Source organism: Paremcibacter congregatus (assembly GCF_006385135.1).
GTDB classification, from domain to species: Bacteria; Pseudomonadota; Alphaproteobacteria; order Sphingomonadales; family Emcibacteraceae; genus Paremcibacter; species Paremcibacter congregatus.
Genome location: NZ_CP041025.1, coordinates 1,261,529 through 1,287,634, shown reverse-complemented (window position 1 = coordinate 1,287,634; position 26,106 = coordinate 1,261,529). Strand labels below are relative to the sequence as shown.

Below are 26,106 nucleotides of genomic sequence, written 5' to 3'. Positions count from 1 at the left end.
ATGTGCCTATCCGACTCTCATCTGAATATCCTGAAAGACCTCTCCGGCCCCAAAGGCTGGCAGGATGACCCCCGTGAAATGTCCGCCTATCTTACCGAACCGCGCGGTAAATATCAGGGCAAAACCGCACTGGTACTCTTGCCGGACAATACGCAAAAGGTTGCGGATATTGTCCGCTATTGCGCGCAACATAAAATCGCCATCGTGCCGCAAAGCGGAAATACAGGTCTTGTCGGAGGCAGCATTCCAACCCTCGCCGGCGACCAGGTCCTGATCAGCCTTAAGCGAATGAACAGAATGCGTCATACGGACCCTGACAATCAGTCCATGACCGTCGAAGCCGGCTGTATTCTGGCCGACGTGCAGCAACGGGCCCGGGATATTGATTGCATATTTCCGCTCAGTCTCGCCGCAGAAGGATCCTGCATGATTGGCGGAAATCTGTCGACCAATGCCGGCGGCGTCAATGTGCTGCATTACGGCAATGCCCGCAACCTTTTGCTCGGTCTCGAGGTCGTACTCCCTTCCGGTGAAATCTGGCACGGCCTTACAGGACTCAGGAAAGACAATACCGGCTACGACCTGAAACAGCTGTTTATCGGTGCGGAAGGCACCCTTGGCATTATTACCGCCGCAACACTGAAACTTTCGCCTTATCCTCATCAGAAACAAACCGCCTTTGTTGCTGTTCCCGACCCGAAATCCGCAGTTGAACTGCTCAGTATCGCCCGACGGGTCAGTGGCGGCTGTATTACCGCCTTCGAACTGGTCCCGCGCCGGGGGCTTGAAATGGTCACACATCATATGCCCGGCTGTCGCGACCCTCTTGAAACTGCTTATGACTGGTATGTCTTGCTGGAAACCACATCTTCTCTCAATCGCGACCTTCTCGACCTTGAACGGGTCATGGAACGCATTCTTGAAGACGCCCTGAAAAAAGATCTGGTTCTGGACGGCGTCATCGCCAAGAATGACAGTGAAAGCGAGGCTCTCTGGGGCCTGCGTGAGCATCTGTCCGAAGCCCAAAAACATGAAGGGGGCAGCATCAAGCACGACATTTCCGTGGCCATTTCGACCATCCCGGAGTTTCTTCTCAAGGCGGCCGATATCGTTGAAGCACTTATCCCCGGGGCCCGTCCTGTGCCCTTTGGACATCTTGGGGACGGCAATCTCCATTATAACGTCAGCCAACCCCGGGAAATGGCAAAATCCGATTTTCTGGAACGCTGGGAAGACCTTAACCGCCACATCCATGACCTGGTGAAAGACTTTCACGGCAGTTTCAGTGCCGAACATGGCATAGGCAGAATGAAGACCACCGACATGGCCCGTTACAAATCTTCCGTAGAATTGGGCATGATGCGTCGTATCAAAGCCGCACTGGACCCGGAAGACATCATGAACCCCGGTGTGATCCTGCCGGCCGAGATTTCTCAGGAGAAGGCATAAAATGGAATTTGAGGAAAAATATTACACCAGTCAGGACGGGCTGACGTTGTATTATCGTGATTATGCCTCTGGGGAAAACACAACCCGCCCCCCTTTGCTCTGTCTGCACGGCCTGACACGGAATTCAAAGGATTTCCACCAGTTCGCCCTGAAAATGAGACCCTCTTACCGTGTCATCAGTCTGGACATGCGGGGTCGCGGACAGTCCGATTATGATCCTGTCTATGTGAATTATCAGATCCCCACCTATGTCCAGGATGTCCAAACCCTGTTAAAGAAAGAAGGCCTGTCAGAAGTCGTTGCAGTCGGCACTTCCATGGGAGGGCTGATTTCGATGACCTTGGGGGTCCTGAACCCCTCAGTCCTCAAGGGCATTATTCTCAATGATATCGGGCCTGAAATAGACCCGAAAGGCATCGCCCGGATTTCTCAATATCTGGGAAAGAACGTGCCCCTGAAGAACTGGTCACATGCGGTCATGGGGGTAAAAACCATCAGCGGCCCCCTGTTCCCCGATTATAGCGCCGACGAATGGGAAGAATTTACCCGCAACAGTTTCCGACAACGGGACGATGGCCAGATCGTCGCCGATTACGACCCTCATATCGGCACCGCCATTGCCGAAAGTGCGGAAAATGCCGTTCCTCCTGATTTGTGGCCCCTGTTTGGCGCCCTTGCGCCGATTCCGATCATGACCCTGCGCGGTGAAGCCAGCGATATTCTGTCCGCCGATACCCTGAATAAAATGGCCGAGCGCCACCCTGAGTTCACCAAAGTCACAATCGCCAATCGCGCCCACACACCTGACCTGCGAGAAGCCCACAGCCAGGAAGTAATATCCAGCTTTCTCAATAAGTTAAATGGATAACCTCTAAAAAAGGTCGAACTGGCTCCCCCGGGCCGGCGCGATGCATTCCGCCCCGTCATGGCGCACGTTATTGACATAACCGCTGACTTCCTGAAACCGGAGTTCCTGCTCGGTCAGGGTACTCAACCTTTTAAAAACCTCTCTGTCCGGAGGATCGCAGGGCATCAGCCACCGGTCATAGTCCACAGGGTCGATAATCACAGGACTGCGGTGGTGGACAGGCTTCATGGATGGAATTGCCGGTTTGGTCACCAGACACACCGTCTCCCACCAGTCGTCACCATGAGGCCCCATCCAAACTTCCCATATCGCGGCAAAGGCGAAGGGCTGCTGCCCCGGCAGGCTCACATGATAGGGCACCGGTGACGCACCGCCCCTCTTCCACTCGTAGAAACCACTGGCCGGCACCAGACATTTGCGGCGGCGAAAAGAACTGCGGAAAGACGGCTTGTCGGCGATGGTCTCGCTGCGGGCATTGATTAATGGGCGCCCGACAGACATTTCCTTGGCCCAGGACGGCACCAGTCCCCATTGCATCAAGGCCATTTCCTTACCCGGCAACGGTGTACCGGGCAGCATCACCTGATCCTGGTCAGACCCTTTCACCCGGATTACGGCGACCGGTTGCATGGGCGCGATGTTGAAACGGCTTGGCACCTGATCATCTGTCTTGAGACCAAGAAGCCCCATAAATTTCAAGTAAGCATCTGAAGAGAGCGTGTATCTGCCACACATTTTTATATACCCGCAATTGGAATTGGAATAGGGTGTGGCCAGAATAGTAAAAGGTGAGATAAATGAAAAGGGATTATCCTGACCGCCCCATCGTCGCGGTCGGCGTTGTTGTAATCAGGAACGATCAGGTGCTCTTGATCCGTCGCGGAAAACCGCCCAAGCCTGATCAATGGAGCATTCCCGGCGGCGCACAGGAAATCGGGGAAACCGTGGTTGAGGCCGCCGTCCGTGAAGTTGCCGAAGAAACCGCCATCACTATTAATGCTCCCCGGTTTCTCGATATCCTCGACTTTATTGATAAAGATGAAGATAAGCATATTCGCCATCATTATACCTTAGTGGATTATGCCGCCACCTATCGCAGTGGTGAAATTCACCCGGGAGATGACGCCCAGGAGGCAATATGGGTTCCCTTGCATCAACTTTCTGAATATAATCTCTGGAGTGAAACGGAACATATGATCCATAAGGCGATACGTCTGTTGGCGGAGGAAACACCCTAATGGAAGATACCCCGACCTTATGGACCCGACTGGGTCAATCCGTGAAAGGCCATTTGAAAGTCGCGGGCATTGCCGTGGTCTTTGGCATGACGGCCTACGGTGGCGTTCATCTGCTGATCTGGGTAGTCGACAATTTTAAAAATATGTAAGTGAGAAGTTGAATTATGAGAAAATTAGGCGGATATATACTGGGTATGGTCGGATTGATCATCTATATCTTTCTGGTCACAGGCCTTGCTGATGCCTTATTTCCTCTGCATATTGCTTTAGAGATCACCTATTATGCCGTGATGGGCATTGGCTGGATTTTTCCCGCCATGATCCTGATCCGCTGGTGGTATCGACCGAAAGACACAGAAGAAAAAAATTAAGACATCGATCAAAACATGAGGAAAATATGACTTCAGTCTTGCGAAAGTTTACGTCCCTTTCCGCGATTATCCTGGCCCTGATCATTACGGGCTGCAGCAGCAACAATACAGTTGCCCCATCCGAAAGCCGGCAACACCGGCAGAATATGGATGAAACCAATTACGCCAACAGTTACGATGAGAAAAGCATCGTCAACGCCGCATCAGATTTTCTCGGCGGCGGATCCGAAGCCATCGCCAAGGTGGTGGAAAAAGCTTTCAAGGATCACGGCCAGCCCAATGGCTATATCATCGGAACAGAAGTAAGCGCCGCGCTGGTGGTTGGTGTCCGTTATGGTGATGGCACCCTGTCCCATAAAATTGAAGGCGACAGCCGCGTATACTGGAAAGGACCGAGCATTGGTTTTGATGCCGGCGCCAACGGGTCTCGGGTCTTCGCTCTGGTCTACAATCTCCATGACGTGGAAGAACTCTATCAGCGCTATCCCGCCGTAGAAGGCAGTTTCTATTTCGTCGGCGGCGTTGGCATGAATTACCAGCAACGCGGCGATATCATCATTGCGCCGATGCGTGTCGGTGTCGGCCTGCGCGCCGGTGTTAATCTCGGCTACCTGCATCTGTCGAAAAAACGCGACTGGATTCCGTTTTAAGTCAATCTGCGCCAGTATCCATAATCAATAAAGACTGCCGCCAGAATCACCGGCATCAGGGAAAACACCCCGAAGATATAGGCCCCGCTCAGGAAAATAACAACGCTGGATATCAGGAAGGTAACCAGCACAACCAAAGCGCCTGTGCGGCGGGTCTGTGGAAAGATCAGCATAATGCCGCCCGCAAGCTGCAATACGCCAAATAGAATGATCAACGGCTTTGTCAGGCCAACTGCATGCAGATAGCGGACGTCATCCGCCATCTGGGTAATTTTCGCCGCCCCCGCCGCGAGACTTAATATGATCAGAATGACCAGAAGTATAATCATAAACAGTCGCATTTCACCCCTCCTGAATTAAATATCCTTTCAGTGTACAGAGGTGGTTTTGACAGTCAAACCGTCTAAACTAACGCGTATAATCCCTCCGCCAACAGTTTTACCCCTACCAGGAAAAGCAACAGATAGGCCACGATATAAAAGAACCGATTGGACACCCGGTTATGCAACCAGATGCCAAGCCACACCCCCAAAGGCGCAAAAGGCAGCAGATAAAGCGATATTTTCAGATTTTCAAAAGACAGTTGTCCAAGCCAGGCATAAGGGATCAGCTTGACATAATTGACGATGATGAAAAACATCACCGAGGTTCCCACCAAACGGGTCTTGTCGAGCTGCAACGGAAAAAGATATTGCGACAATGGTGGTCCGCCTGCGTGCGCGATGAAGCTTGCAAAACCGCTCATTCCCCCAAGGATACCGCCGCGCAGAGCATTCTGAGGCTGTGGCGCCACCACCCCCCTACGTCTCTGAACAAACCAATAATTGGCAACAAAATAGACTGACATCGCCCCGACGATGATCCGGATCATATCGCCATTCATCACGTGAAATGTCAGCCCCCCGATCACAATGCCCAAAACGGCCCCCGGAATCAGGATTTTCAGGGTTTCCCTGTCCCAGGCCCGGCGGTATTCCCAGACGCTGAAAATATCCATGGCGCAGAGGATCGGCAACATAATCGCCGCCGCCATTCGCGGGTCAACCATAAGGGTCAATAATGGCACCGCCAAAGTGCCCAGACCACCGGCAAACCCGCCTTTGGATATCCCCACCAACAGCACCACCGGCACTGCCAGCAAATAAAACCATAAAGGGTCTGTCACCCCGCCTACCCCGTAACCCGATGAAATTCAAGTGTCGTTTCATCTGAGAGGCTGGGTTGGAATTTATACCCCCCCAGATTAAATCTTTTAAGTTCCTCAGCCTGTTCAACACGGTTCTGAATGATATAACGCGCCATCATACCCCGGGCTTTCTTTGCAAACATGCCGATCATCCGCGCGTGCCCTTCTTTGACTTCCTTGAATACCGGTGTAATAACCCGCCCTTCAAGTTTTTTGACATGAACTGCTTTAAAATATTCATTAGAGGCGCAATTCACCAAAATATCTGTATTTTGCGCCTTCATCTGTTCATTCAGGGCTTCGGTCAGCTTGTCTCCCCAGAATTCATAAAGATTTTTGCTTTTCTCAGTCGCCACCTTTTTTCCCATTTCCAGGCGGTATGGCTGCATCAGATCCAGAGGCCGCAACAAACCATATAACCCTGACAGGATCCGGTAATGATCCTGCGCGTAAGCAAGGTCATCCTCATCAAGGCTGTCCGCATCCAACCCGACATAGGTATCGCCGGTGAATGCGAACACCGCCTGTTTGGCATTGGTCGGCGTAAAAGGAAGAGAAAATGACCGATAGCGATTATAATTCAGCTCCGCCAGATTTTCGCTGATTTTCATCAGTTTCATCAGATCATCCCGGGTAAGCTTCTTCGCCGCCTCGATCAGGATGCTGCTGTCGTCAAGAAAATCCGGCACTGTCCAGCTGGACCGGGTGACATCTTCTGAAAAATCGAGTTTTTTAGCGGGGGACGTAACAACCAACATATGTCTTTATTCCTGAATCGGGGCTTATTGTTGCGGCTTTGCTGCCAGGAACTCACCATAGCAAGTCTCACGTCCAAAAGACAATACCGTGCAGATCATATTTTCTTGACATATCGAATAATTGCTATTAATAATCATTATTATATTAAATCCTCATTGGGAGCCACCTATGAAACTGGTTTATCTGACGCCAAAAAAAGTCACCCTGGTCACCTCGGATCTGACATCCACGGAACAGTTGTTACTCTGGTCGTTGCGCACCTGGGTGTTGGGTTATATTCGCAAGGCGCCTGTACAGGATGACATCAGCCGGGCCTATAGCCATTACAAGGTGCCCGAGGCAAGCACTCTCCTTGCCCATTTCATGTATGCCTTAAGTTTCGGCGCCAAGCGCACCATTGATATCAGTTGTCCTCTCAAAGGCGGCCTGAGTCCGGATGAACTGACCCTCCTGAATATCTTCTCTAATTTCCAGGCCGGTAATATGTCCCTTGCCTGTTGCATGTTGAATGATTTTTGTGATGAAAAATATATCATGCAAGCCCGTTACCACGCCTTGGAATTCACCCATCTGACCGGGTCACAGGGAAATATGACCTTCAGTCTTCACCGGCTGGACAACTGCACGCCATGTGCGGTTCCTGCTACCGACCAGATGTTCTACCGGAAATTCACAAAACCATCCTATGCCATCTGATCCGGGGACAGTTTACTGTCACCGCATCGCCCTCCCCTTGCCATGACCAGAAGCTTCCTGACGACGCTCACGAAAAAGTGTCAGTCTTCTATTGACAGTTTGGAGGAAACGCCCCATCTATTCAGCCTATACAAATGCGGAAATTAAGGATTAGGGACCCCATTGTCAGACACCAAAAGCACGCAACACAGAAATACTCGCGTTGATCTGACCCAGGGGCCAATACATAAACACCTGATCCGCATGGCCTCTCCGATGATAATCGGCATCTCCGCTTCCATGGGATTTATTCTTGCCGATACGTATTTTATAGGCGAATTGGGATCCGCAGAACTGGCTGCCCTCGGCTTTGTCGGGCCGATCATCATGATCATCATCTCTGCCTCTATCGGCCTCAGCGCCGGGACGTCTTCCGTGCTTGCCCGGGCATCGGGCAAGGATGATCATACCGAAATGGTCCGGCTCGCCACCAACAGCTTTATACTTTCCGTCATAATCTCTCTGATCTTTACTGTGGTTGGCCTGCTGACCATTGATCCGCTTTTTACCCTGTTGGGCGCCGACGAGGTGACCCTGCCTCTGATCCGGGAATATATGGAGGTCTGGTATTGGTCACCCATCTTTATGATCGTACCCATGGTCGCCATGGGCGTGATGCGGGCGTTGGGTGACACCTCGCTCCAGGGCAAACTGATGATCATCGCCTCCATGGCCAATGTTATTCTCGATCCGATCATGATTTTTGGCCTGTTTGGTTTCCCGCGAATGGAAATGGCCGGGGCGGCTCTGGCAACCCTGATTACCCGCGCCGGGACCCTGGCGGCAGTGATTTATTACCTTACCTATCGTTTTCATGTTCTAAAAATCACGAAAGAGGTGATCAGTCATTTCGGGGACTCATATCGCAAGATTATCCATGTCGGACTGCCGGCTATGGGCACCAACATGATTATTCCCATGGCGGGCAGCGTTCTGATTGCCATTGTCGCACGCTACGGCAATGATGCGGTGGCAGGGGTCAATCTCGCCAGCCGCATTGAATCTGTCACGATCATCGCCTTTTATGCCCTTTCCGCTGTCATTGGCCCCTTTGTCGGACAAAACCTTGGGGCGCAACGCCATGACCGCATCGAACAGGCCCTGAAACAATGCGCAATGTTCACCCTGATTTTCGGCGCTGTTCTGGCGGCATTCATCGCGGTGATCGGCCCTTATATCACCATGCAGTTCGGCGATGATGTCGCCATCCAGCAAGTCGCCAATCATTATCTGTATATTGTACCGGTTTCCTACGGCGCCTACGGCTTCGTCATGACCGCCAACGCCACCTTTAACGGCATCGGCAAACCCCTGCCCGGCGTGGTGGTGTCGACCCTGCGCGTGGCAATTTTCCAGTTCCCACTCGTCCTGCTGGCGTCACTCGTCTTCGGGGAACTGAATTACCTGATTGCGGCTTCCAGTATTTCCAATATTCTGGCGGGTATCATTGCCTATTACTGGGTTATGAAAACAGTACGGCAGCTCGCGCCGGACACGCCGGAAGGCACCCTGAAGCAAAGCCCCGCCGAGTAGCTATTACCGTTCCAGGAGCGGTGGTTGCCAGAATTCGATTTTATTTCCTTCCAGATCAACCGCCCAGCCGAACCGACCGCAGCCGTCCTCGTCCACCCGATCCGGCAAGACTTCCACCCCTTCGGCTATCAGTTTATCCAACATGCCATCCAGATCATCGACCCGGAAATTAAACATGAATGATCCTTTACTGGGGCTAAAATACTCGGTATCCGCCTTGAACGGGCTCCATACTGCATAAACATCCCGGCCGGCTGGCGAAGCTTCCGGAAAGCGGAAGCTGACCGAACCCCATGCATCAAATTCCAGCCCGAGATGCGTTGTATACCACGCCCGCAAGGCCTCCGGGTCTTGTGCCTTGAAAAAAACACCCCCAAAACCGACAACTTTTGTCATGAGTAATCCTTTATGGTTTTTGCAAATGAGTGGCCCAATAGGTCTGGGCAAGATCTTCCGCCGCCTCAACAGTCGATGCCGCACCAGACAGAAACAATGCCTGCGCCGCCGTTCCGGTTATCATCGCGCTGGCATAGTCATTCCGGGTTTCCCCTTGCCAGATACGGGTCAGATATTCGACCGTCACCGGATAATCCGATTTATCCTTCCCCGGCAGAAGTGCCGGCCATTGGCTGGTGGTTTCTTGATCACCACTGATCTTGAACAGCTTGATCGGCTTCTGGATATTGCGTTCCGCCTCGCCCCCGCCGCCTTTAATCACCCCGAGCCCCGGCTGTCCGAGCAACGCCGCCGCCTCCATGTTCAATGTAATATACGCCGGATGAAAAATACCGAGGAAGATCAACTGCGCCTGTAACGGGTTCACCAGCTTCACAGCCGTGTTGACGATAGACCGCACCCCGAGCACCGACCTTATTTCCAGCAGCTCCTGTAATTTAGGCGCAAAACACCGCAGGGGCAGATAGGCAAAATTATGAGCAGCCAGATGTTTATTCGCGGCATCCACCGACGTCAGCGGTGCCTCCCCGATCGCCGGAAGACATTCTTCGGTCAGTAAACCATTTTCCAGATGACTGTTAAATCCATGCATGAAAATTTTGTAACCATTGTCCGCCAACAGTTTCGCCGATAACAAAAACCACGGCAGACGCCGGCTTTTACCGGAAGAATAGCTCGGCCAGTCGATGATATCCTGCCACGCGGCCTTTGTATCCCCCCCTATCTGCGCCCGGATTGCCGCAACAATGCCCGCCAGTTCCGCCGGGCTTTCACTGCGGTACCGCAACAGAAGCAACAGCGCGCCCACCTGAAGATCGGACATCTCACCGGACATTACCCCGCGGAAGGCATACTCGGCTTCCTCTATGGTCAGGTGGCGCGAATTTGTGGGGCCGCGCCCCAGAGTACGAATGATTTCCGCATAACTGTTGGTCATCTATAATCCTAAAATAAACAGAGCGATCGCCAAAATCGCCCCGACGAAGGGAATCACCACGGTCAAGGCCGCCAAAGGCAGATAGGCCGTGCGATGGGTTTCCCCGCAAATGGCCCGGATCGTCGTCACCACATACCCATTATGCGGTAGAGAATCAAGCCCGCCAGACGTGATGGCAATCACCCGGTGCAACGCGTCCGGGTCAACACCGGCATCTGTATAATGGGGCGCAATCAATGGCAGAGCGATCGCCTGCCCGCCAGACGCCGAACCGGTCAACGCCACAATGACACTGATCGCCACCGCCGCGCCAATCAGACCATTGCCCGGAATGGCCGTCATGAAAGCCAGCGCGTCATGAAATGCCGGCGTCAACTTTGCTATGCTGCCAAAGCCCACCACGGCGCAGGTATTGGAAATCGCAATCAGCGCGCCAAAGGTCGCCGTCGATAACGCCACCCCCAGATTGGTAAATTTTTTCCAGTAAATCCCTATAGCCGTTAGCAACCCGACCAGCAACGCCACGATCAGAGAAGACTTGCCGAAATGCAAAATGACACTGAAATAGAACGAGGTTCCCAGCACCAGACCCAGCGGCACCAGCCCCAACAAGGGATTGGGTAAATTGTCATAGCTTTTCTGCGCCGGATCATCGGCCCGTTCGTCGAAACATTCCCCATTGGCCACCGCGCGCGCCATCATGCGTTCGAACCACCAAATGCCCGTAAAAGCCATGAAAAGCGCAACCACAATACTGACCCGCCAGCCGGCAAACTGAGTCGTTCCCAGATGTTCCATCGGCAGAAAATTCTGGATTTCCACAGACCCCGCCGAAGTCATGGTGAAAGTCACCGACCCGAAGGCCAGCGCCGCCGGAATAAAACGTCGCGGCAGATTGGCTTCTTTAAACAGGCTGAGCGCCATGGGAAATACCGAGAATGCCACGACAAAAACACTCACCCCGCCGTATGTCAAAATGGCGCAGGCCAGAATTACCGCCAATGCCGCATGCCGCATGCCCAGTTTCTGGACAACCCAATGGGCGACACTGTCCGCCGCGCCGCTGACTTCCATCACTTTACCAAACATGGCCCCCAGCAAAAATACGAGAAACCAGTCTTTCAGAAAAGCTGCAAAACCGGTCATATAATCGGCCGTAAAACTGGCCGCCCCGTCCGTTAAAGGCGGCATAAGAGGAATACCACTGGTCAAGGCCACAACAAGCGCACATAAAGGGGCGGCAATCAAAATATTCATCCCCCGCAAGGTAAAATAAATCAACAACCCCAATCCACCCAACAACCCGATCATGCTCAATGTCATTAAAACTCCCCGTTCGTTCTTTTTTACCTATTATTAACCATTGCAAAACCATACCCGATTTTACAAAAAATATCCCTTACTAAGATTATCAAATATAATAAACACCTAATACAATTGTAAGAATTTATATTCTATGATATGATGCCAAACATGGATATCACCAAATTGTGTTTAACTTTTTAATGTGTTAACCATGTAGCTAATCAAATTTTAACTATTAGCTTTTACCATTTAAGCTCATAGAAAAATAAGTTCAACAATCGCCAATAATAGCGATTTATGGGGAGGGAGGTTGCGACGCATAGTCCACTTTCCAACATATGGATTGAACACTTAATATAGGCGCAACTTCTCTCCTGACTGTTGTCAGAACAGAGTAGAGCAGCTTTGTTTACCGCTCACAGTAGTAATGTTTCTGAACTGGCAATACCTTCAACCTAATTTTATTGGAGTTGCCTATGTCCGCCGAACAAAATATTTTTGATCTTTATTCCAGCCATTATGATTCAGCAAAAGAAGCCGAGCTTTCCCTGCGAGAATATCTTAAAGGGTGCCGGGAAGATCCCATGATGTACGCCTCTGCCGCCGAGCGCATGATTCATGCTATCGGAGAGCCGGAAATGTTCGACACGGCCAAGGACGAACGCATGGGCCGGATATTCATGAATCGAACCATTAAACGCTATAAAGGGTTTGAAGATTTTTACGGCATGGAAGAAACCATCGAACGCATCGTCGGCTTTTTCAAACATGCCTCTCAGGGATTGGAAGAACGCAAGCAGGTTCTCTATCTTCTTGGCCCTGTTGGCGGGGGGAAATCCTCTCTTGCCGAACAGCTTAAAGCGATCATGGAAAAAGAACCCATCTATGTCCTGAAGGCTGGCGACCAGATCAGTCCTATTTTCGAATCGCCCCTGGGGTTGTTCAATCCTGAAACCATGGGCGAGTTGCTGGAGGAGAAATACAATATTGCCCGGCACCGTCTGACCGGTCTGATGTCCCCCTGGGCCCTGAAAAGACTCGATGAATTTGGCGGTGATATTTCCAAGTTCAGCGTTGTCAAAATGCATCCGTCAAAACTGCGCCAGATCTGTATCGCCAAAACCGAACCCGGCGATGAAAACAATCAGGATATTTCAACTCTGGTCGGCAAGGTTGACATTCGTAAACTGGAATATTTCTCCCAGAATGATACCGACGCCTATTCTTATAGTGGCGGCCTGAATACCGCGACTCAGGGCATTCTGGAATTCGTCGAAATGTTCAAGGCGCCGATCAAGATGTTGCATCCTCTGCTGACCGCCACCCAGGAAGGCAATTACATCGGCACGGAAAACATGGGCGCCATTCCTTTCCAGGGTATTATTCTCGCCCATTCCAATGAATCCGAATGGCAGACCTTTAAAAACAACCGAAATAATGAAGCCTTTATCGACCGCGTCTATGTGATCAAGGTGCCTTATTGTCTGCGATATACAGAAGAAAACAAGATTTATGAGAAACTTCTGAAAAGTTCGGAACTTGATAAAACCCATTGTGCCCCGGGAACCCTGGACATGATGGCGCGCTTCAGCATTCTCACCCGCCTGAAGGAACATGAAAATTCAAACCTCTATTCAAAAATGCGGGTCTATAACGGGGAAAACCTGAAGGATGTCGACCCCAAAGCCAAGCCCATGCAGGAATATAAAGATGCCGCAGGCGTTAATGAAGGCATGGACGGGATTTCCACCCGCTTCGCCTTTAAGGTTCTGGCCGAAACCTTCAACTACGACACCCAGGAAGTCGCGGCCGATCCGGTTCACCTGATGTACTGCCTGGAACAGGCCTTGCTGCGCGAACAGCTTCCGGAAGAAACCGAGAAGAAATATCTCAATTTCATCAAGGCCGAACTGGCCCCCCGTTATGCCGAATTTATCGGCAATGAAATCCAGAAAGCCTATCTGGAATCATATGGCGACTTTGGCCAGAATCTGTTCGATCGATATATCTCCTATGCCGACAGCTGGATAGAAGGTCATGACTTCAAGGATCCGGATACCGGGCAGCTGCTCGACACCAAGATACTTGATCAGGAATTGTCGCAGATCGAAAAACCTGCCGGCATTTCCAATCCTAAGGATTTCCGCAATGAAGTGGTGAAATTCACCCTCAGGGCCCGGGCCAACAACGCCGGCAAGAACCCCAAATGGACGTCTTATGAGAAACTGCGCCAAGTGATCGAAAAACGCATGTTCAGCAGTGTCGAGGACCTGCTGCCTGTGATCAGCTTCGGATCCAAAAAAGACAAGGATACAGAACACAAGCATCATGAGTTTGTCTCTCGCCTGACCGAACGCGGCTACAGTGAACGTCAGGTTCACCGTCTGGTTGAGTGGTATATGAGGGTCAATAAAGCCGGATAATCCCGTCGAAACCATTAACTGAATGGAGATCATGTCTCGCAAAGTAAGGGTAGAATATGCATATCATCGACCGAAGACTTAACCCTAAAGGCAAAAGTCTGTCCAATCGCCAGCGCTTCATGGATCGGGCGAAAAAACAGATCAAGGAAGCTGTCGATCACGCGATCAAAAGTCGAAAAATAAGTAATACCGACGGTGGTGAACGTATTAAAATTCCTTCAGATGGATTACATGAACCCCGCCTTGTTGGCGACAGCAAACATGGCGTGCGCGATCGCGTTCTGCCCGGCAACAAAGAGTTTATGGCCGGCGACAAAATAAAACGCCCGCCTCCCCAGGGCGGCGGTCAGGGCGGACGGGAAGCCAGTGAAGACGGTGAAGGTGAAGACAGTTTCCAGTTCACCCTCACCCGCGAGGAATTCCTCGATATTTTCTTCGAAGACATGGCTCTGCCCGATTTTGTCAAGAAATCCATTAAAGAAGAAGTGGTTCATGAATATCTTCGCGCGGGGTACAAAAAACAGGGTTCCCCCAGCAACCTTAATCTGAAGTTGACCATGCGCAACAGTCTGGCGCGCCGACTGTGTCTGCGCCGCCCCAGCGACAAAGATATCGCCGACCTGGAAGATAAAATAACGGCCCTGCGCGCCCGTAAACGGTCCACAGACAAGCAAAAGAAAGAACTGGTCGCCCTTCTGGAAGAGCTTGAGGTCCTGAAGCGGAAACGCAAGGTTGTGCCTTACATTGATCCGCTGGATGTGCGCTATACCAGCTTCACCGAGGTGGAAAAACCCAACTCTCACGCGGTCATGTTTTGCCTGATGGATGTGTCCGGATCCATGGGGGAAGTACATAAGGAACTGGCCAAACGGTTTTTCATGCTGCTGCATCTTTTCCTGGATCGGCAATATAAGAAAGTCGATGTGGTTTTCATTCGCCATACCCATCTGGCCAGTGAAGTCGATGAAGACACCTTTTTCAATTCAAGGGAAACCGGCGGCACCATTGTGTCCACCGCCCTTGAGGTCATGCAACAGGTCATCATTGATCGCTATCCCCCGGCAGACTGGAACATCTACGCCGCGCAAGCCTCTGACGGGGATAACCTGAACAGTGACAACGCCCACTGCCGAAAACTTCTGACCGAAGAAATCCTGCCAATATGTCAGTATTTCGCCTACGTGGAGGTCTGGGACACCCATGAAGCAGAAATGTTTTCCGACGACAGCAACCTGACCCGCCTGTGGCAGGTTTATGATGAAATACGTCAGACCCATGAAAACTTCGCTGTCAAGAAAGTCACCAAAGCCGCAGATATTTTCCCGGTTCTGCATGACCTGTTTGCCAAAAACAAAGAAACCAAGGACGCTTAAATGGCTGCACCAAAATCAAATGGCGCCACGGGGCCTAAATCTCAAGCCCCTGCCCGCAAGAAAACCGTGACCCGAAAAGCGGCCATGGCTCCCATTTTCGAGGGGGCCGAATGGGATTTCACGAAAGTCGACAATTGCTTCCAGGCCATTGAGAAAATTGCTCTGGAAGAAATGAGGCTTGATGTCTATCCCACCCAGATTGAGGTCATCACCTCGGAACAGATGCTTGACGCCTATTCTTCTGTCGGCATGCCGATGATGTATAATCACTGGTCCTTTGGCAAGAGCTTCCTCCGTGATGAAACCAGCTACAGGAAAGGGTTCAGCGGTCTCGCCTATGAAATCGTCATCAATTCAAATCCCTGCATCTGTTATATCATGGAAGAAAACTCCATGACCATGCAAACGCTGGTGATGGCCCATGCCGCATTCGGCCATAACCACTTCTTTAAAAACAATCATCTGTTCCAACAGTGGACAGACGCCAACGCCATCCTCGAATATCTTCAATTTGCCAAGAACTATATTGCCAAATGTGAAGAGCGCCACGGCAAAAAAGAAGTCGAAAAGATCCTCGATTCCGCCCATGCCCTGCGGGATCAGGGGATCGACAAATTCACCCGGCGCCAGAAACTCGATATTGCCGCCCAACGCCAGCGGCAAATTGACCGGGAGGAATATGAACGTTCACAATATAGCGAACTGTGGCGCACTCTACCGGAAACCACCAAAAAAAATAACGAAGAAATCGACGCCATCGAACGTGATCTGGCTCAGAAACTCGGACTTCCCGAATCCAACCTGTTGTATTTTCTGGAAAAACACAGTCCTATTCTGGACAGTTGGCAACGTGAAATATTACGGATCGTCCGTTCTCTGGCGCAATATTTTTATCCTCAGCGCCAGACCAAACTGATGAATGAAGGCTGCGCCTGTTTCGTGCATTATCACATCATGAACCGGTTATATGATACCGGGCAGATCACCGAAGGCGCGATGCTGGAGTTTATCGATTTTCACACCCGCGTTGTCGCCCAGCCGGATTTCGATACCCCTTACTATAACGGGATCAATCCTTATGCGCTGGGGTTCGCCATGATGAAGGATATAGAGCGTATCTGCGAGAATCCCACAGACGAAGATCGTGAGTGGTTCCCCGATTTTGCCGGCAACAACAAAGCGATTGAAACCCTGAAAGAGGCCTGGCGCAATTTCCGGGATGAAAGTTTCATTCTGCAGTATCTCAGCCCCCATCTGATCCGGGAATTCCGCCTCTTCAATCTGCATGACGATATGACCCAGTCTCACTTCCTGGTGAACGCCATCCATAATGAACAGGGCTACCGGGCGGTCAGGTCGGCTCTGGCGGCGCAATATTCTGTTGCCAATACAGATCTGGATATTCAGGTGGCGAAAGTCGATTTACACGGCAATCGTTCTATGGTGCTTTCCCACAGCATGAGCCATGAGATCCCTCTCAACGAGAAACAGGCCCGAATGGTTGTCCGACACATTCACCGGCTCTGGGGGTATGATGTAAGCCTCAATAGCATTGATCCCAGCGGCAAGGTGATAAAAACCTATGCGGAAGAAAAACAAAGCTGAAATGTTGGCCTGTGGCTTTGCCGGAAGACGTTTATTTGGTTCTGTTCGGGGACCGACGGTACCGCAAGTAACTGATGCCCGCCAACATGGAAATGATCACAAGCGCCCGGTAAACCGGCAGATTGTTATCATGTATAATATTAAGCCCCGCATGGCTGGCCATAATCAGGCTCAGAATTAAGCTACCCCCCATCGCCAGCCGCGGTACTGTTAGCATCAAAGCGCCGATACATTCCAACGCCCCCACCACCGTCAACAGATAATGGGGCAGGCCCAGCGCCTCAAATTTTTCCACCTGAAATGAAGAACCAGCCAGTTTCCCGATGCCATTGTAAAAAAAGACAATGGCCAGAACGAAGCTCAACACCCACAAGGCAATTCCTATTAAACGATCCCCGTCCATATTATTACACCATTCTCTGGAAGCTTTTTATTCGACCAAACCGTCTGGTCACAGCCCTTAATGATATTGTCCCAAAGGCGCACTATAACAAAAAAATGTTAGATTCCAAACATTTCGATATATGCCGAAGATTAAGAGAATTATTTTGACCGACGCGTGGCTGTCAGCGCCACGTCGAGAAACACATCTTTCCCGACAAATGAAACGGTCGACCAGTCGCCTTGCCCGACACCGTAATCAAGACGGCTGATCTTCATCTTACCTTCAATCCGCGCCAGATCTGCGCCATATTCCAGCAGGCTGAAATGTAATGTTTCGGCCCGGGTCACATCACGTATCGTCAATTGGCCTGTCACGCTGTACATCTTGTTTCCCAGCGCCTGAAACTGCCCCCCCTTAAAAGTGGCAATCGGAAAACGCGCCACATCAAACCAGGCTTCTTTAGGCAGGTTCTCTTCCACATCCTGATAGGTTGCTTCAATCTTTGACAGATCAATCACTACCTCGACCCGGCTGTCATCCAGATTTGCCGGGTCGAAGACGATGCGGCTGGTAAATTTAGGAAAAACACCATCAGATTCTGTGCCCTGGATATTCACCCTGAACCCGATATGGCTGTCTTCCGGCGTCATATGCCAGATCATATCTTCTGTTCCTGCCCGCACCGTTTGGGACAACAAAACACAGAGTATAAGATATAAATATCGCATCATGGCCTCATTCATTCCCCGCAGGGGGTTATTCAGAAGGCGCCCCATGGGGCGACATCCGCCTCAACACATCGTCTTTACGGACAAAATGATGATAGAGCCCCGCTCCTACATGCAGAAAGAACGCCGCAATCAGGGCGAAAGCCAATACCTCGTGCGCTTCATGGAAAAAATGCTCCATCGCCTTGTCTTTACCGACAAGCGCCGGGATTTTCAGACCAAACATTTCCACTGCATGTCCGCCGTAAGAGCTTCTCAACCAGCCGGATATTGGCTGAGCAAACATCAGAACATACAACAGAACATGCATGGCATGCGCACTGAACAATTCGATTTTACGCATATTTTCCGGCATTTTCGGCACCGGATTCGACAGACGCCAGCCCAATCGCAACGCCACCAGAATAAGCGCTAATATACCAAAGGCCTTATGCAGGTCATAAAATCCGAATTTATACGTTGCCTGCTCCGGCGTATCCGCCGGCAACCCATGCATATAAAACCCGACAACAACCAACGTTAAAATCAACAGGAACATGCCCCAATGAAATATTTTCGCAACACTACCATATGAACTATCTGAATTCTTAATCGCCATTCCAACCTGCTCCATACCATTTTATTGTTTAATCAGGGCTTCCGCCTCGATCTTTATTTTAACCTCATCTCCCACGAAAGGCAGATATGATTTCATGCCCCATAGTGACCGTTTCACCGTTGTGATCACCGAAAAGCCGGTGCGGTGAATATTACGTTGAATATCCATACCCCGTTTGTTCAACCGGACGGTCAGAACCAGAGGCTTCGTATGACCGAGGAGCGTAAACTCCCCTTTAACCTTGGCCTTACTGTCTCCCAGCAAGGTAACCTCCTTACTGACAAAAGTCGCGGTCGGGTGTTTCTCCACATCGAAAAAATCGGCACTTTTCAAATGTGCGTCAAACTTCGGCAGACCGGTCATAATACTGGCTGTATTGATGGTGACGCGGACAGAACTCTGCTCTGGCTGGTCATGATCAAGAATAATTTCCCCGTCGAAATCCATAAACTGGCCCATGGACTGAGAATAACCGATGTGATTGGCAAACCACATGATATTTGTGTGCGATTGATCAAACTGGTAGACTTCACGGCCGATCCCCGTTTCTGCATGCGCCACATTTCCCCATGTCATCATGCCCAACAAAATTATGGCCCGAACAAATCTTCTCATGATAATACTCTTCTTCTGCTTGATTAACCGGTCGTGCTTAAAACCTCATACAGTCGTCGGCATACTATATCATTTCCCGCTTCAGGTCCTCATCAAGCTTTTGTGATGGAGAGGAAGCAAAATATAGTTTTTTCGAAATTCACGGCTTGTTTTTGTTTCTGAATTTTCCTTTAAGGTTGCCAATATTCATCAGCAGCCAGACCGGCACCACGATGATCGCACCCAGCAGGACATATTTACCACCCCATTGTATGGCCCGGACAACCGCATCAAAGACCTGCGCCACAGTATCCGGAATATCATGAATGAGATCCACCGGGCTGACATCGAAAAAATCCAGCGCCAGACCGACAAGCAAGGATACAATGACCAGTTTCCAGACAACATGTAGGGTCGATTTATTCAACAGTCCACTCCCGCAGTTTTAAAAAACGTCCATCATTGTTTGGACGTCTGTTTGGTAAATATTTTTTCTTCCATATCGTAGCGTAACTGACGCACGATGGTATCAACCGCTTTTTTCTGTTCCCGGGTCAATGTATGGCTGGCCGATATTAATGCCAGCTTGTTCAGTGCAGATTTATAATGGTCGGCCTTGGCCTCATTAACGACTTCGGTAATCTGTTGCCTCAATTCAGGTTTTTCACCTTCAAAGCTCTTGATCAACCGATACTCGATTGTATCCTTATGGGTTTCATCCAGCTTATTACAAGCGGATAGACCCATCACAATACCAGCCCCCAACAATATTTTAGCGACTTTCAGTAACATCCTCTGCCCGTTCATTTTTTTTGATAAAACTTTATTGTTTGGCACAGATTAATCTTAATATGACAAAAAAACAATCCCCGACGGTAATTTGCCATCGGGGATTGCATTTAACTGATAAACTTATCTTTTATACGTGTTTGCGGCTCTGCACAACACGATAACGATTGGACACATAAGCTGTATCCGACAAGGCTGCATTGGCAGCTGGATTGCAGCCAGTGGCATGAAAATCACTGAAGGCGGCAGTCTGATTGACATAAACACCGCCGGTCAGATTGAAGGACACCGCAACACCGCTGTTGCAGGCGACCTCTTCCGCCTGATTCAGCACCTCTTCCGAAGTGGAATAGATGCCAAAGCTGATGGCGCCATTATTTTTAACGCTGTCTTCCACAATGCCAAGGCTGTCGGCCGTATTTTTCGTCGGCACCACATAAGAAATCGGACCAAACAGTTCGCTGCTGTAGGAACTCTCGTCCGTCGCTTTCAGGATCAGCGGCGTGCGAATGGTGGCCTGATCAAATCCGGCCATCGGAACAGCGTGTGAGGCCAGAACCACATTGTCGCCTTTACCATAGCTTTCGAGCCGTTCCAGAGTCGCCTCGCTCTGGATCGCGCCGAGGATTGCACAGGCGCGTTCATCGTCGCCATTGAGTTTTTCAACTCCTGTCGCCAGCGCCGCCGCCACCTCGTCAAAGGACTTGTGACCGTCTTCTGTCTCAATGCCGCCTTCGGGGATGAAAATATTCTGCGGCGTGGTGCACATCTGACCGGAATAAAGACTTAAAGTGAAGGCCAGGTTGCTGACCAGACCCCGGAAGTTATCGGTGCTATCGATGATCACGCAGTTAACCCCGGCTTTTTCCGTATAAACCTGGGCCTGGCGGGCGTTATCTTCCAGCCAATCGCCAAATGTGGTGCTGCCGGTGAAGTCGATCAGCTTGACTTCCGGACGCAGCGCCAGATCTTTCGCCAATGGCGCCTCGGCGCTGTCGGCGGCCAAAGTCACCAGATTCGGGTTAAAGCCTTCTTCCTTCAAAACGTCACGGCAAATTGCGACTGTAATCGCCAGCGGCAGAATGGCGCCAGGATGCGGTTTGACAATAACCGCGTTGCCGGTCACCAGACTGGCGAACAGGCCAGGATAACTGTTCCAGGTCGGGAAAGTGGAACAGCCAATTACCAGACCAATACCACGCGGCACGACAGTGAAATGTTTTTCCATGACGATCGGATCGCGCTTGCCCTGCGGTTTTTCCCAACGGGCCACGGCCGGGGTGCGGGCCATATCTTCATAGGCGTAGGCCACGGCTTCCAGTCCCCGGTCCTGGGCGTGGGGGCCCCCGGCCTGAAACGCCATCATAAAGGCTTGTCCGGTGGTGTGCATGACGGCAAAGGCCATTTCGAAACTGCGCCGGTTGATGCGATGCAGAATTTCAAGGCAGACGCCGGTGCGGGCTTCGATGGATGCTTTCGCCCAATCGCCGCGCAATGCCTCGACTTCGGACACCAGTGCATTGACATCGACTTTCGGATAGGTGACGCCAAGATCAAACCCGTAAGGTGATTTTTCGGCGCCAACAGTGCCGATGGCGCCTGGCTGATCCACATCAAATGCTTTATTCAGATAGGATTTAAACGCCGCCTCTCCGTCTTTACTGGCGGTCTCGCCGTAAACCTTGGGGCTTGGCATTTCGGGATAAGCTGTCCAATATTCGCGGGTGCGACTGGCTTTGATGGCCTGATCCAAGGTGTCCTTATGACGGTCAAAGAGGGCAGAGTGTGACATGGTTTATTCTCCTGCTGAAGGTTTTACCGGCTTTTCCCGGTCAAAGGCGCGCCAGATATTAGCATAAGCAAACAATAATTTACAGATGAGGCGCGCGTTTTATTTAACATATTGATTGACGACTCTCTCCGTATTTGTAATTAATAGACCGAGCGGTTGGTTAATTCAAGATAAATAGCTTAAATAAATTCCACAAGTCCCGATACGCTCCGCTATGATACACTACAGCGCCCCGTGAAGTGGCGGCAAAAAATTACGGCACCAGAAGACGACAACAGATTGGATTCACGCATGTCATATAACAATATCACCTTTACCCTGTCAGACGGCCTGGCGACCCTGACCCTTAATCGCCCGGACAGCCTGAACAGCTTCACCAGCGAAATGCATGAGGAAGTACGCCACGCCATGAACATCGTCGAAAGCGATCCGAGCGTGCGGTGTTTGCTGCTGACCGGCAATGGTCGCGGTTTCTGCGCCGGACAGGATCTGAACGACCGGGCGGTAAAGCCGGGCGATGGCCGTCGTGACCTGTCCGAGTCTGTCGATCAGAATTATAACCCGCTGATCAAACGTCTGGCGGCCCTGCCAATGCCGGTAATTTGCGCCGTTAACGGCGTCGCGGCGGGCGCCGGAGCCAATCTGGCACTGGCCTGTGACATGGTTTTCGCCGCCAAGTCAGCCAAATTCATTCAGGTCTTCTGCAAGATTGGCCTGATCCCTGACAGCGGCGGCACCTATATCCTGCCGCGTCTGGTGGGCAACGCCCGCGCCATGGGTCTCGCCCTCACCGGTGAAGCGATCAAGGCGGAACAGGCCGAAGACTGGGGTATGATCTGGAAAGCCGTGGAGGACGAGGATCTGATGACCGTCGCCACCAAACAGGCCCAGGACTTCACCACGCAGCCCACCCTCGGCCTGTCACTGATCAAGAAAGCCCTGCGCGCCAGTTTCGATAATGATCTTAATGGTCAGCTGCAAATCGAAAGTGATTACCAGCGCGAAGCCGGATATTCTGACGATTATCAGGAAGGCGTCGCCGCCTTTCTCGCCAAGCGCAAACCCGATTTTACCGGAAAGTGAGCAAATTTTGTTGAATTTGGCCGTGAAAAGGCCTAAATAATTTTATACTTAAAATAAAATCAGGACCCCTGCTATGACCGCACTTGCCGCTTCACACCCTATTGCCGTTATCGGCGCCGGAACCATGGGCGCCGGCATCGTCCAGGTCGCCGCCACCGCCGGCCATGAAGTATATCTCTTCGACACCGCCGCCGACGCCATTGATCGCGGCATCGCCCAGATTGAGAAAATCACCGCCCGTTCCGTGGAAAAAGGCCGCCTTGACGCGGCGACACGCGATGAAATTCTCGGTCGCATTCACCGGGCGACAGCGCTCGAAGATCTGGCCCCCGCCAAACTGGTGATTGAAGCGATTGTGGAAAATCTCGACATTAAACGCTCCGTATTCGGCAAACTGGAAGATATCCTGGCGGAGGATGCGATTCTCGCCTCCAACACCTCGTCGATCTCGATCACCGAAATCGCCGCCACGTTAAAGCGCCCGGAACGCATGGTCGGCATGCATTTCTTCAACCCCGCCCCGATCATGAAACTGGTCGAGATCATCAAGGGCCTGGCCACCGACGCCGAGGTGGCGGAAACCACTTTTGACACCGCCGTCGCCTGGGGCAAGAAAGCCGTTCACGCCAAATCCACCCCCGGTTTTATCGTCAACCGCGTCGCCCGGCCCTTCTATGCCGAAGCCCTGCGTATCCTGCAGGAAGGCGGTGCGGATATTCCCACCATCGACGGTTGTCTGCGCGAAGCCGGTGGTTTCCGCATGGGCCCGTTTGAGCTGATGGACCTGATTGGCAATGATATCAATTTCTCCGTCACCCAATCCGTATATAATGCTTACTATCAGGATTCCCGCTACCGCCCGTCCCTGATACAACAGGAACAGGTTGCCGCCGGGCGCTTTGGCCGCAAATCCGGTCAGGGCTATTACGATTACCGCGAAGGCGCCGCGCCTGTTGCCCCACACACTGCAGATGCCGCCCCTGCCCCGAGCGAAATTACCCTGCTCGGCGATAATCCTTTGTTGCGTCCACTGGTGGATCTCGCCAAGGAGGCCGGTATAACCGTGACCGAAGAAGACGCCGAGAACCTGACGGGCTTTATGATCAATGGAACGCTTGTTTTGCTGACAGACGGTACACCGGCCTCTGAAATCAGCCATGTTCTGGATCAGCCCGCCGTGGTCTTTGACCTGGCGCTCGATTATACCGCGGCCAGCCGCATTGCCATCGCCAAGGGCGATCAGGTGACAGAGGAAAACCTCGCCACCGCCGTCGGTTTCTTCCAGGCATTGGGCAAACAGGTATCGGTCATTGATGACTGCCCCGGCCTTATTGTCATGCGTATTGTCGCCATGCTGGCCAATGAAGGCAGCGACGCCGTCTATCAGGGCGTCACCAGCCCGGATGGTGTCGACACCGCCATGGTCAACGGCGTCAATTACCCTTGTGGTCCGCTGCAGTGGGCCCAGAATATTGGCCTGACCCATGTGTATAGTGTGCTCGATGGTTTAAAAACATTCTACGGCGAAGACCGCTATCGCACTTCTCCTCTTATTCGCCGCGCCGTAATTGCCGAAAAGGACCTGTTATGAGTATGACTGACCAACAACAAGCTGAAAAAATCGCGGAGATTTTCAGAGGACGCCAAACCCTGGATAAGTTACTCGATATGGAATTTATCGATGTCGGTGTAGGCCATGCCACCCTGCGCATGACCATCACCAAGGACAAGAGCAATGTCATGGGCAGCGCCCACGGAGGCGCTATTTTCGCTCTCGCCGATGCGGTGTTCGCCTATGCCTGCAACAGCCAGAATATCGTCACCGTGGCCTCCGGCTGTTCCATCGATTTCCTCGCCCCGGCCTTTCCTGGCGACACACTCACCGCCAAGGCCCAATATCAGGGCGGGCGCGGGCGCCAGGGCATCTATGACATCATGATCACCAATCAGGACGACAAATTGATTGCCACCTTCCGGGGGAAATCCCACGCCACAAAAGACACTATCCTAGGAGAAAATTCATGAGAGACGCTTTTATCTGCGACGCCATCCGCACCCCGATCGGCCGTTACGCCGGCACGCTGTCCTCCGTTCGCCCCGATGACCTGGGCGCCGTGCCTTTGAAAGCCCTGATGGACCGCAATACGACTGTCGACTGGGCCGCCGTTGATGACATCATTTACGGCTGCGCCAATCAGGCCGGCGAAGACAACCGCAACGTCGCCCGCATGAGCGGCCTGCTGTCCGGTCTGCCGGTCACCGTGCCCGGCACCACCGTCAACCGGCTTTGCGGGTCCGGCATGGACGCCACCGGCATCGCCGCCCGCGCCATCAAATCCGGCGAAGTGGACCTGATGATTTCCGGCGGCGTTGAAAGCATGTCCCGTGCACCTTTCGTTATGGGCAAGGCCGAAACAGCCTTTTCCCGTTCTGCCGAGATCTTCGACACGACCATCGGCTGGCGCTTCGTCAACAAGCTGATGAAGCAGCAATATGGCATCGACAGCATGCCGGAAACCGGCGAGAATGTTGCCGAGGAATTCAAGGTTTCTCGTGAAGATCAGGATCTTTTCGCCTATCGCTCACAACAGAAAACCGCAGCGGCCCAGGCCGCCGGGCGCTTTGATGAAGAAATCACCCCGGTGACCATTCCGCAACGCAAAGCCGATCCGATTATCTTTAGCAAAGACGAACATCCGCGCGCCAGCACCACACTCGAAGCTCTGGCCAAACTCGGCACCCCCTTCCGCCAAGGTGGTTCCGTGACCGCCGGTAATGCGTCTGGCGTCAACGACGGGGCCTGTGCTTTGCTGCTCGCCTCCGCCGATGCCGCCGTCAAATATGGTCTGACCCCGAAAGCCCGCGTCGTCGGCATGGCGACCGCCGGACTTGACCCGCGCATCATGGGCTTTGGCCCGGCGCCCGCCTCCCGCAAGGTGTTGGCCCAGTGCGGCCTGACCCTCGATCAGATGGACGTGATCGAACTGAATGAAGCTTTCGCCTCGCAAGGACTCGCCGTGATGCGGGATCTGGGGCTGGCAGATGATGCCGAACATGTTAACCCCAATGGCGGCGCCATCGCGCTCGGCCATCCGCTCGGCATGAGCGGCGCCCGACTGGTGACCACCGCCATGTATGAGCTGCACCGCCGTCAGGGCCGTTACGCGCTCTGCACCATGTGCATCGGCGTAGGGCAGGGCATCGCCATGATCATCGAACGGGTCTAGGCCCAAAACACAAAAGGCCTCC

Annotated in this window: 29 protein-coding genes; 15 read left to right on the top strand and 14 right to left on the bottom strand. The window is 52.0% G+C overall.

Features of this window, described 5'->3' with window-relative positions:
* Both FIV45_RS05730 and FIV45_RS05725 read left to right on the top strand, forming a co-directional pair.
* The gene (locus FIV45_RS05730; RefSeq protein WP_099471429.1) at positions 1 to 1,449 is read left to right on the top strand and encodes an FAD-binding oxidoreductase; all 1,449 of its coding nucleotides are present in this window, start codon (positions 1 to 3) and stop codon (positions 1,447 to 1,449) included.
* A 1-nt stretch (position 1,450) separates the two neighbouring features.
* Positions 1,451 to 2,317 (top strand): alpha/beta fold hydrolase, encoded by an 867-nt coding sequence (locus FIV45_RS05725; protein WP_099471428.1) that lies wholly within the window; start codon positions 1,451 to 1,453, stop codon positions 2,315 to 2,317.
* 3 nt (positions 2,318 to 2,320) lie between these two features.
* Here FIV45_RS05725 and FIV45_RS05720 read toward each other — a convergent pair whose 3' ends face one another.
* Positions 2,321 to 3,052, bottom strand: coding sequence for an SOS response-associated peptidase (locus FIV45_RS05720; RefSeq protein WP_099471427.1), 732 nt, complete (start codon positions 3,050 to 3,052; stop codon positions 2,321 to 2,323).
* A 62-nt stretch (positions 3,053 to 3,114) separates the two neighbouring features.
* Between FIV45_RS05720 and FIV45_RS05715 the strand changes: the two genes are divergently transcribed.
* Genes FIV45_RS05715 through FIV45_RS05705 form a run of 4 tightly spaced genes read left to right on the top strand, consistent with a single transcriptional unit; the run spans position 3,115 to position 4,576 of the window.
* A complete protein-coding gene (locus tag FIV45_RS05715) occupies positions 3,115 to 3,555 on the top strand; it encodes an NUDIX hydrolase (protein WP_099471426.1) in 441 nt (146 codons plus the stop codon).
* A complete protein-coding gene (locus FIV45_RS18405) occupies positions 3,555 to 3,704 on the top strand; it encodes a hypothetical protein (RefSeq protein WP_165776911.1) in 150 nt (49 codons plus the stop codon). Before FIV45_RS05715 ends, FIV45_RS18405 begins: the two co-directional genes overlap by 1 nt.
* 15 nt (positions 3,705 to 3,719) lie before the next feature.
* Complete coding sequence (locus FIV45_RS05710; RefSeq protein ID WP_099471425.1) at positions 3,720 to 3,926, top strand: DUF2842 domain-containing protein; 207 nt, start codon at positions 3,720 to 3,722, stop codon at positions 3,924 to 3,926.
* Positions 3,927 to 3,952: 26 nt separating this feature from the next.
* Positions 3,953 to 4,576 (top strand): DUF1134 domain-containing protein, encoded by a 624-nt coding sequence (locus FIV45_RS05705; RefSeq protein WP_099471424.1) that lies wholly within the window; start codon positions 3,953 to 3,955, stop codon positions 4,574 to 4,576.
* Here the strand turns inward: FIV45_RS05705 and FIV45_RS05700 are convergent.
* From FIV45_RS05700 to yaaA, 3 genes are all read right to left on the bottom strand, one after another.
* Positions 4,573 to 4,917: a DoxX family membrane protein gene (locus FIV45_RS05700; RefSeq protein WP_099471423.1), complete on the bottom strand. Its 345-nt coding sequence runs from the start codon at positions 4,915 to 4,917 to the stop codon at positions 4,573 to 4,575. The genes FIV45_RS05705 and FIV45_RS05700 overlap by 4 nt on opposite strands.
* A 62-nt stretch (positions 4,918 to 4,979) precedes the next feature.
* Positions 4,980 to 5,741 carry a sulfite exporter TauE/SafE family protein gene (locus tag FIV45_RS05695; protein WP_204602043.1) on the bottom strand — a complete coding sequence of 254 codons (762 nt, stop codon included), beginning with the start codon at positions 5,739 to 5,741 and terminating at the stop codon, positions 4,980 to 4,982.
* A 5-nt stretch (positions 5,742 to 5,746) separates the two neighbouring features.
* Positions 5,747 to 6,520, bottom strand: coding sequence for a peroxide stress protein YaaA (gene yaaA, locus FIV45_RS05690; RefSeq protein ID WP_099471421.1), 774 nt, complete (start codon positions 6,518 to 6,520; stop codon positions 5,747 to 5,749).
* A gap of 169 nt (positions 6,521 to 6,689) precedes the next feature.
* On the opposite strand from yaaA, the gene FIV45_RS05685 reads away from it, so the two are divergent.
* Both FIV45_RS05685 and FIV45_RS05680 read left to right on the top strand, forming a co-directional pair.
* Positions 6,690 to 7,217: a hypothetical protein gene (locus FIV45_RS05685; protein WP_099471420.1), complete on the top strand. Its 528-nt coding sequence runs from the start codon at positions 6,690 to 6,692 to the stop codon at positions 7,215 to 7,217.
* Between the two features lie 162 nt (positions 7,218 to 7,379).
* Positions 7,380 to 8,789, top strand: a complete 1,410-nt coding sequence (locus FIV45_RS05680) for an MATE family efflux transporter (RefSeq protein ID WP_133118526.1) — start codon at positions 7,380 to 7,382, stop codon at positions 8,787 to 8,789.
* Positions 8,790 to 8,792: 3 nt separating this feature from the next.
* Here FIV45_RS05680 and FIV45_RS05675 read toward each other — a convergent pair whose 3' ends face one another.
* From FIV45_RS05675 to FIV45_RS05665, 3 genes are read right to left on the bottom strand one after another with little or no spacing between them, the layout of a single operon-like run.
* Positions 8,793 to 9,185, bottom strand: coding sequence for a VOC family protein (locus FIV45_RS05675; protein WP_099471418.1), 393 nt, complete (start codon positions 9,183 to 9,185; stop codon positions 8,793 to 8,795).
* A gap of 10 nt (positions 9,186 to 9,195) precedes the next feature.
* On the bottom strand, positions 9,196 to 10,182 hold the full coding sequence (locus FIV45_RS05670; protein WP_099471417.1) for a glycosyl transferase family protein: 987 nt from the start codon (positions 10,180 to 10,182) through the stop codon (positions 9,196 to 9,198).
* Complete coding sequence (locus FIV45_RS05665; protein WP_204602041.1) at positions 10,183 to 11,505, bottom strand: GntP family permease; 1,323 nt, start codon at positions 11,503 to 11,505, stop codon at positions 10,183 to 10,185.
* A 458-nt stretch (positions 11,506 to 11,963) separates the two neighbouring features.
* Between FIV45_RS05665 and FIV45_RS05660 the strand changes: the two genes are divergently transcribed.
* The 3 genes from FIV45_RS05660 to FIV45_RS05650 are packed head-to-tail and all read left to right on the top strand — an operon-like array spanning position 11,964 to position 16,888.
* Positions 11,964 to 13,910, top strand: coding sequence for a PrkA family serine protein kinase (locus tag FIV45_RS05660; protein ID WP_099471416.1), 1,947 nt, complete (start codon positions 11,964 to 11,966; stop codon positions 13,908 to 13,910).
* 56 nt (positions 13,911 to 13,966) lie between these two features.
* Positions 13,967 to 15,283 (top strand): YeaH/YhbH family protein, encoded by a 1,317-nt coding sequence (locus FIV45_RS05655; RefSeq protein ID WP_099471415.1) that lies wholly within the window; start codon positions 13,967 to 13,969, stop codon positions 15,281 to 15,283.
* Positions 15,284 to 16,888: a SpoVR family protein gene (locus FIV45_RS05650; RefSeq protein ID WP_165776910.1), complete on the top strand. Its 1,605-nt coding sequence runs from the start codon at positions 15,284 to 15,286 to the stop codon at positions 16,886 to 16,888.
* A 31-nt stretch (positions 16,889 to 16,919) separates the two neighbouring features.
* Here FIV45_RS05650 and FIV45_RS05645 read toward each other — a convergent pair whose 3' ends face one another.
* From FIV45_RS05645 to paaN, 7 genes are all read right to left on the bottom strand, one after another.
* Positions 16,920 to 17,291, bottom strand: coding sequence for a DoxX family protein (locus tag FIV45_RS05645; RefSeq protein ID WP_099471414.1), 372 nt, complete (start codon positions 17,289 to 17,291; stop codon positions 16,920 to 16,922).
* 140 nt (positions 17,292 to 17,431) lie between these two features.
* Positions 17,432 to 18,004: a YceI family protein gene (locus tag FIV45_RS05640; protein ID WP_165776909.1), complete on the bottom strand. Its 573-nt coding sequence runs from the start codon at positions 18,002 to 18,004 to the stop codon at positions 17,432 to 17,434.
* 25 nt (positions 18,005 to 18,029) lie between these two features.
* Complete coding sequence (locus tag FIV45_RS05635) at positions 18,030 to 18,599, bottom strand: cytochrome b (RefSeq protein WP_165776908.1); 570 nt, start codon at positions 18,597 to 18,599, stop codon at positions 18,030 to 18,032.
* A 21-nt stretch (positions 18,600 to 18,620) separates the two neighbouring features.
* Entirely contained in the window at positions 18,621 to 19,214 is a 594-nt protein-coding gene (locus tag FIV45_RS05630; protein WP_099471411.1) for a YceI family protein, read from the bottom strand.
* 139 nt (positions 19,215 to 19,353) lie between these two features.
* On the bottom strand, positions 19,354 to 19,620 hold the full coding sequence (locus FIV45_RS05625) for a DUF6460 domain-containing protein (protein WP_099471410.1): 267 nt from the start codon (positions 19,618 to 19,620) through the stop codon (positions 19,354 to 19,356).
* A gap of 32 nt (positions 19,621 to 19,652) precedes the next feature.
* The gene (locus FIV45_RS05620; RefSeq protein WP_099471409.1) at positions 19,653 to 19,985 is read right to left on the bottom strand and encodes a hypothetical protein; all 333 of its coding nucleotides are present in this window, start codon (positions 19,983 to 19,985) and stop codon (positions 19,653 to 19,655) included.
* Between the two features lie 127 nt (positions 19,986 to 20,112).
* Positions 20,113 to 21,774: a phenylacetic acid degradation protein PaaN gene (gene paaN / locus FIV45_RS05615; RefSeq protein WP_099471408.1), complete on the bottom strand. Its 1,662-nt coding sequence runs from the start codon at positions 21,772 to 21,774 to the stop codon at positions 20,113 to 20,115.
* A 291-nt stretch (positions 21,775 to 22,065) separates the two neighbouring features.
* On the opposite strand from paaN, the gene paaG reads away from it, so the two are divergent.
* The 4 genes from paaG to pcaF all read left to right on the top strand — a co-directional run bounded on the left by paaG (position 22,066) and on the right by pcaF (position 26,084).
* Positions 22,066 to 22,857 carry a 2-(1,2-epoxy-1,2-dihydrophenyl)acetyl-CoA isomerase PaaG gene (paaG, locus tag FIV45_RS05610; protein ID WP_099471407.1) on the top strand — a complete coding sequence of 264 codons (792 nt, stop codon included), beginning with the start codon at positions 22,066 to 22,068 and terminating at the stop codon, positions 22,855 to 22,857.
* Between the two features lie 73 nt (positions 22,858 to 22,930).
* The gene (locus FIV45_RS05605) at positions 22,931 to 24,448 is read left to right on the top strand and encodes a 3-hydroxyacyl-CoA dehydrogenase (protein ID WP_099471406.1); all 1,518 of its coding nucleotides are present in this window, start codon (positions 22,931 to 22,933) and stop codon (positions 24,446 to 24,448) included.
* The gene (paaI, locus tag FIV45_RS05600) at positions 24,445 to 24,882 is read left to right on the top strand and encodes a hydroxyphenylacetyl-CoA thioesterase PaaI (protein ID WP_099471405.1); all 438 of its coding nucleotides are present in this window, start codon (positions 24,445 to 24,447) and stop codon (positions 24,880 to 24,882) included. The genes FIV45_RS05605 and paaI overlap by 4 nt, the downstream gene beginning before the upstream one ends.
* The gene (gene pcaF / locus FIV45_RS05595; protein ID WP_099471404.1) at positions 24,879 to 26,084 is read left to right on the top strand and encodes a 3-oxoadipyl-CoA thiolase; all 1,206 of its coding nucleotides are present in this window, start codon (positions 24,879 to 24,881) and stop codon (positions 26,082 to 26,084) included. Before paaI ends, pcaF begins: the two co-directional genes overlap by 4 nt.
* Positions 26,085 to 26,106 lie beyond the last annotated feature (22 nt).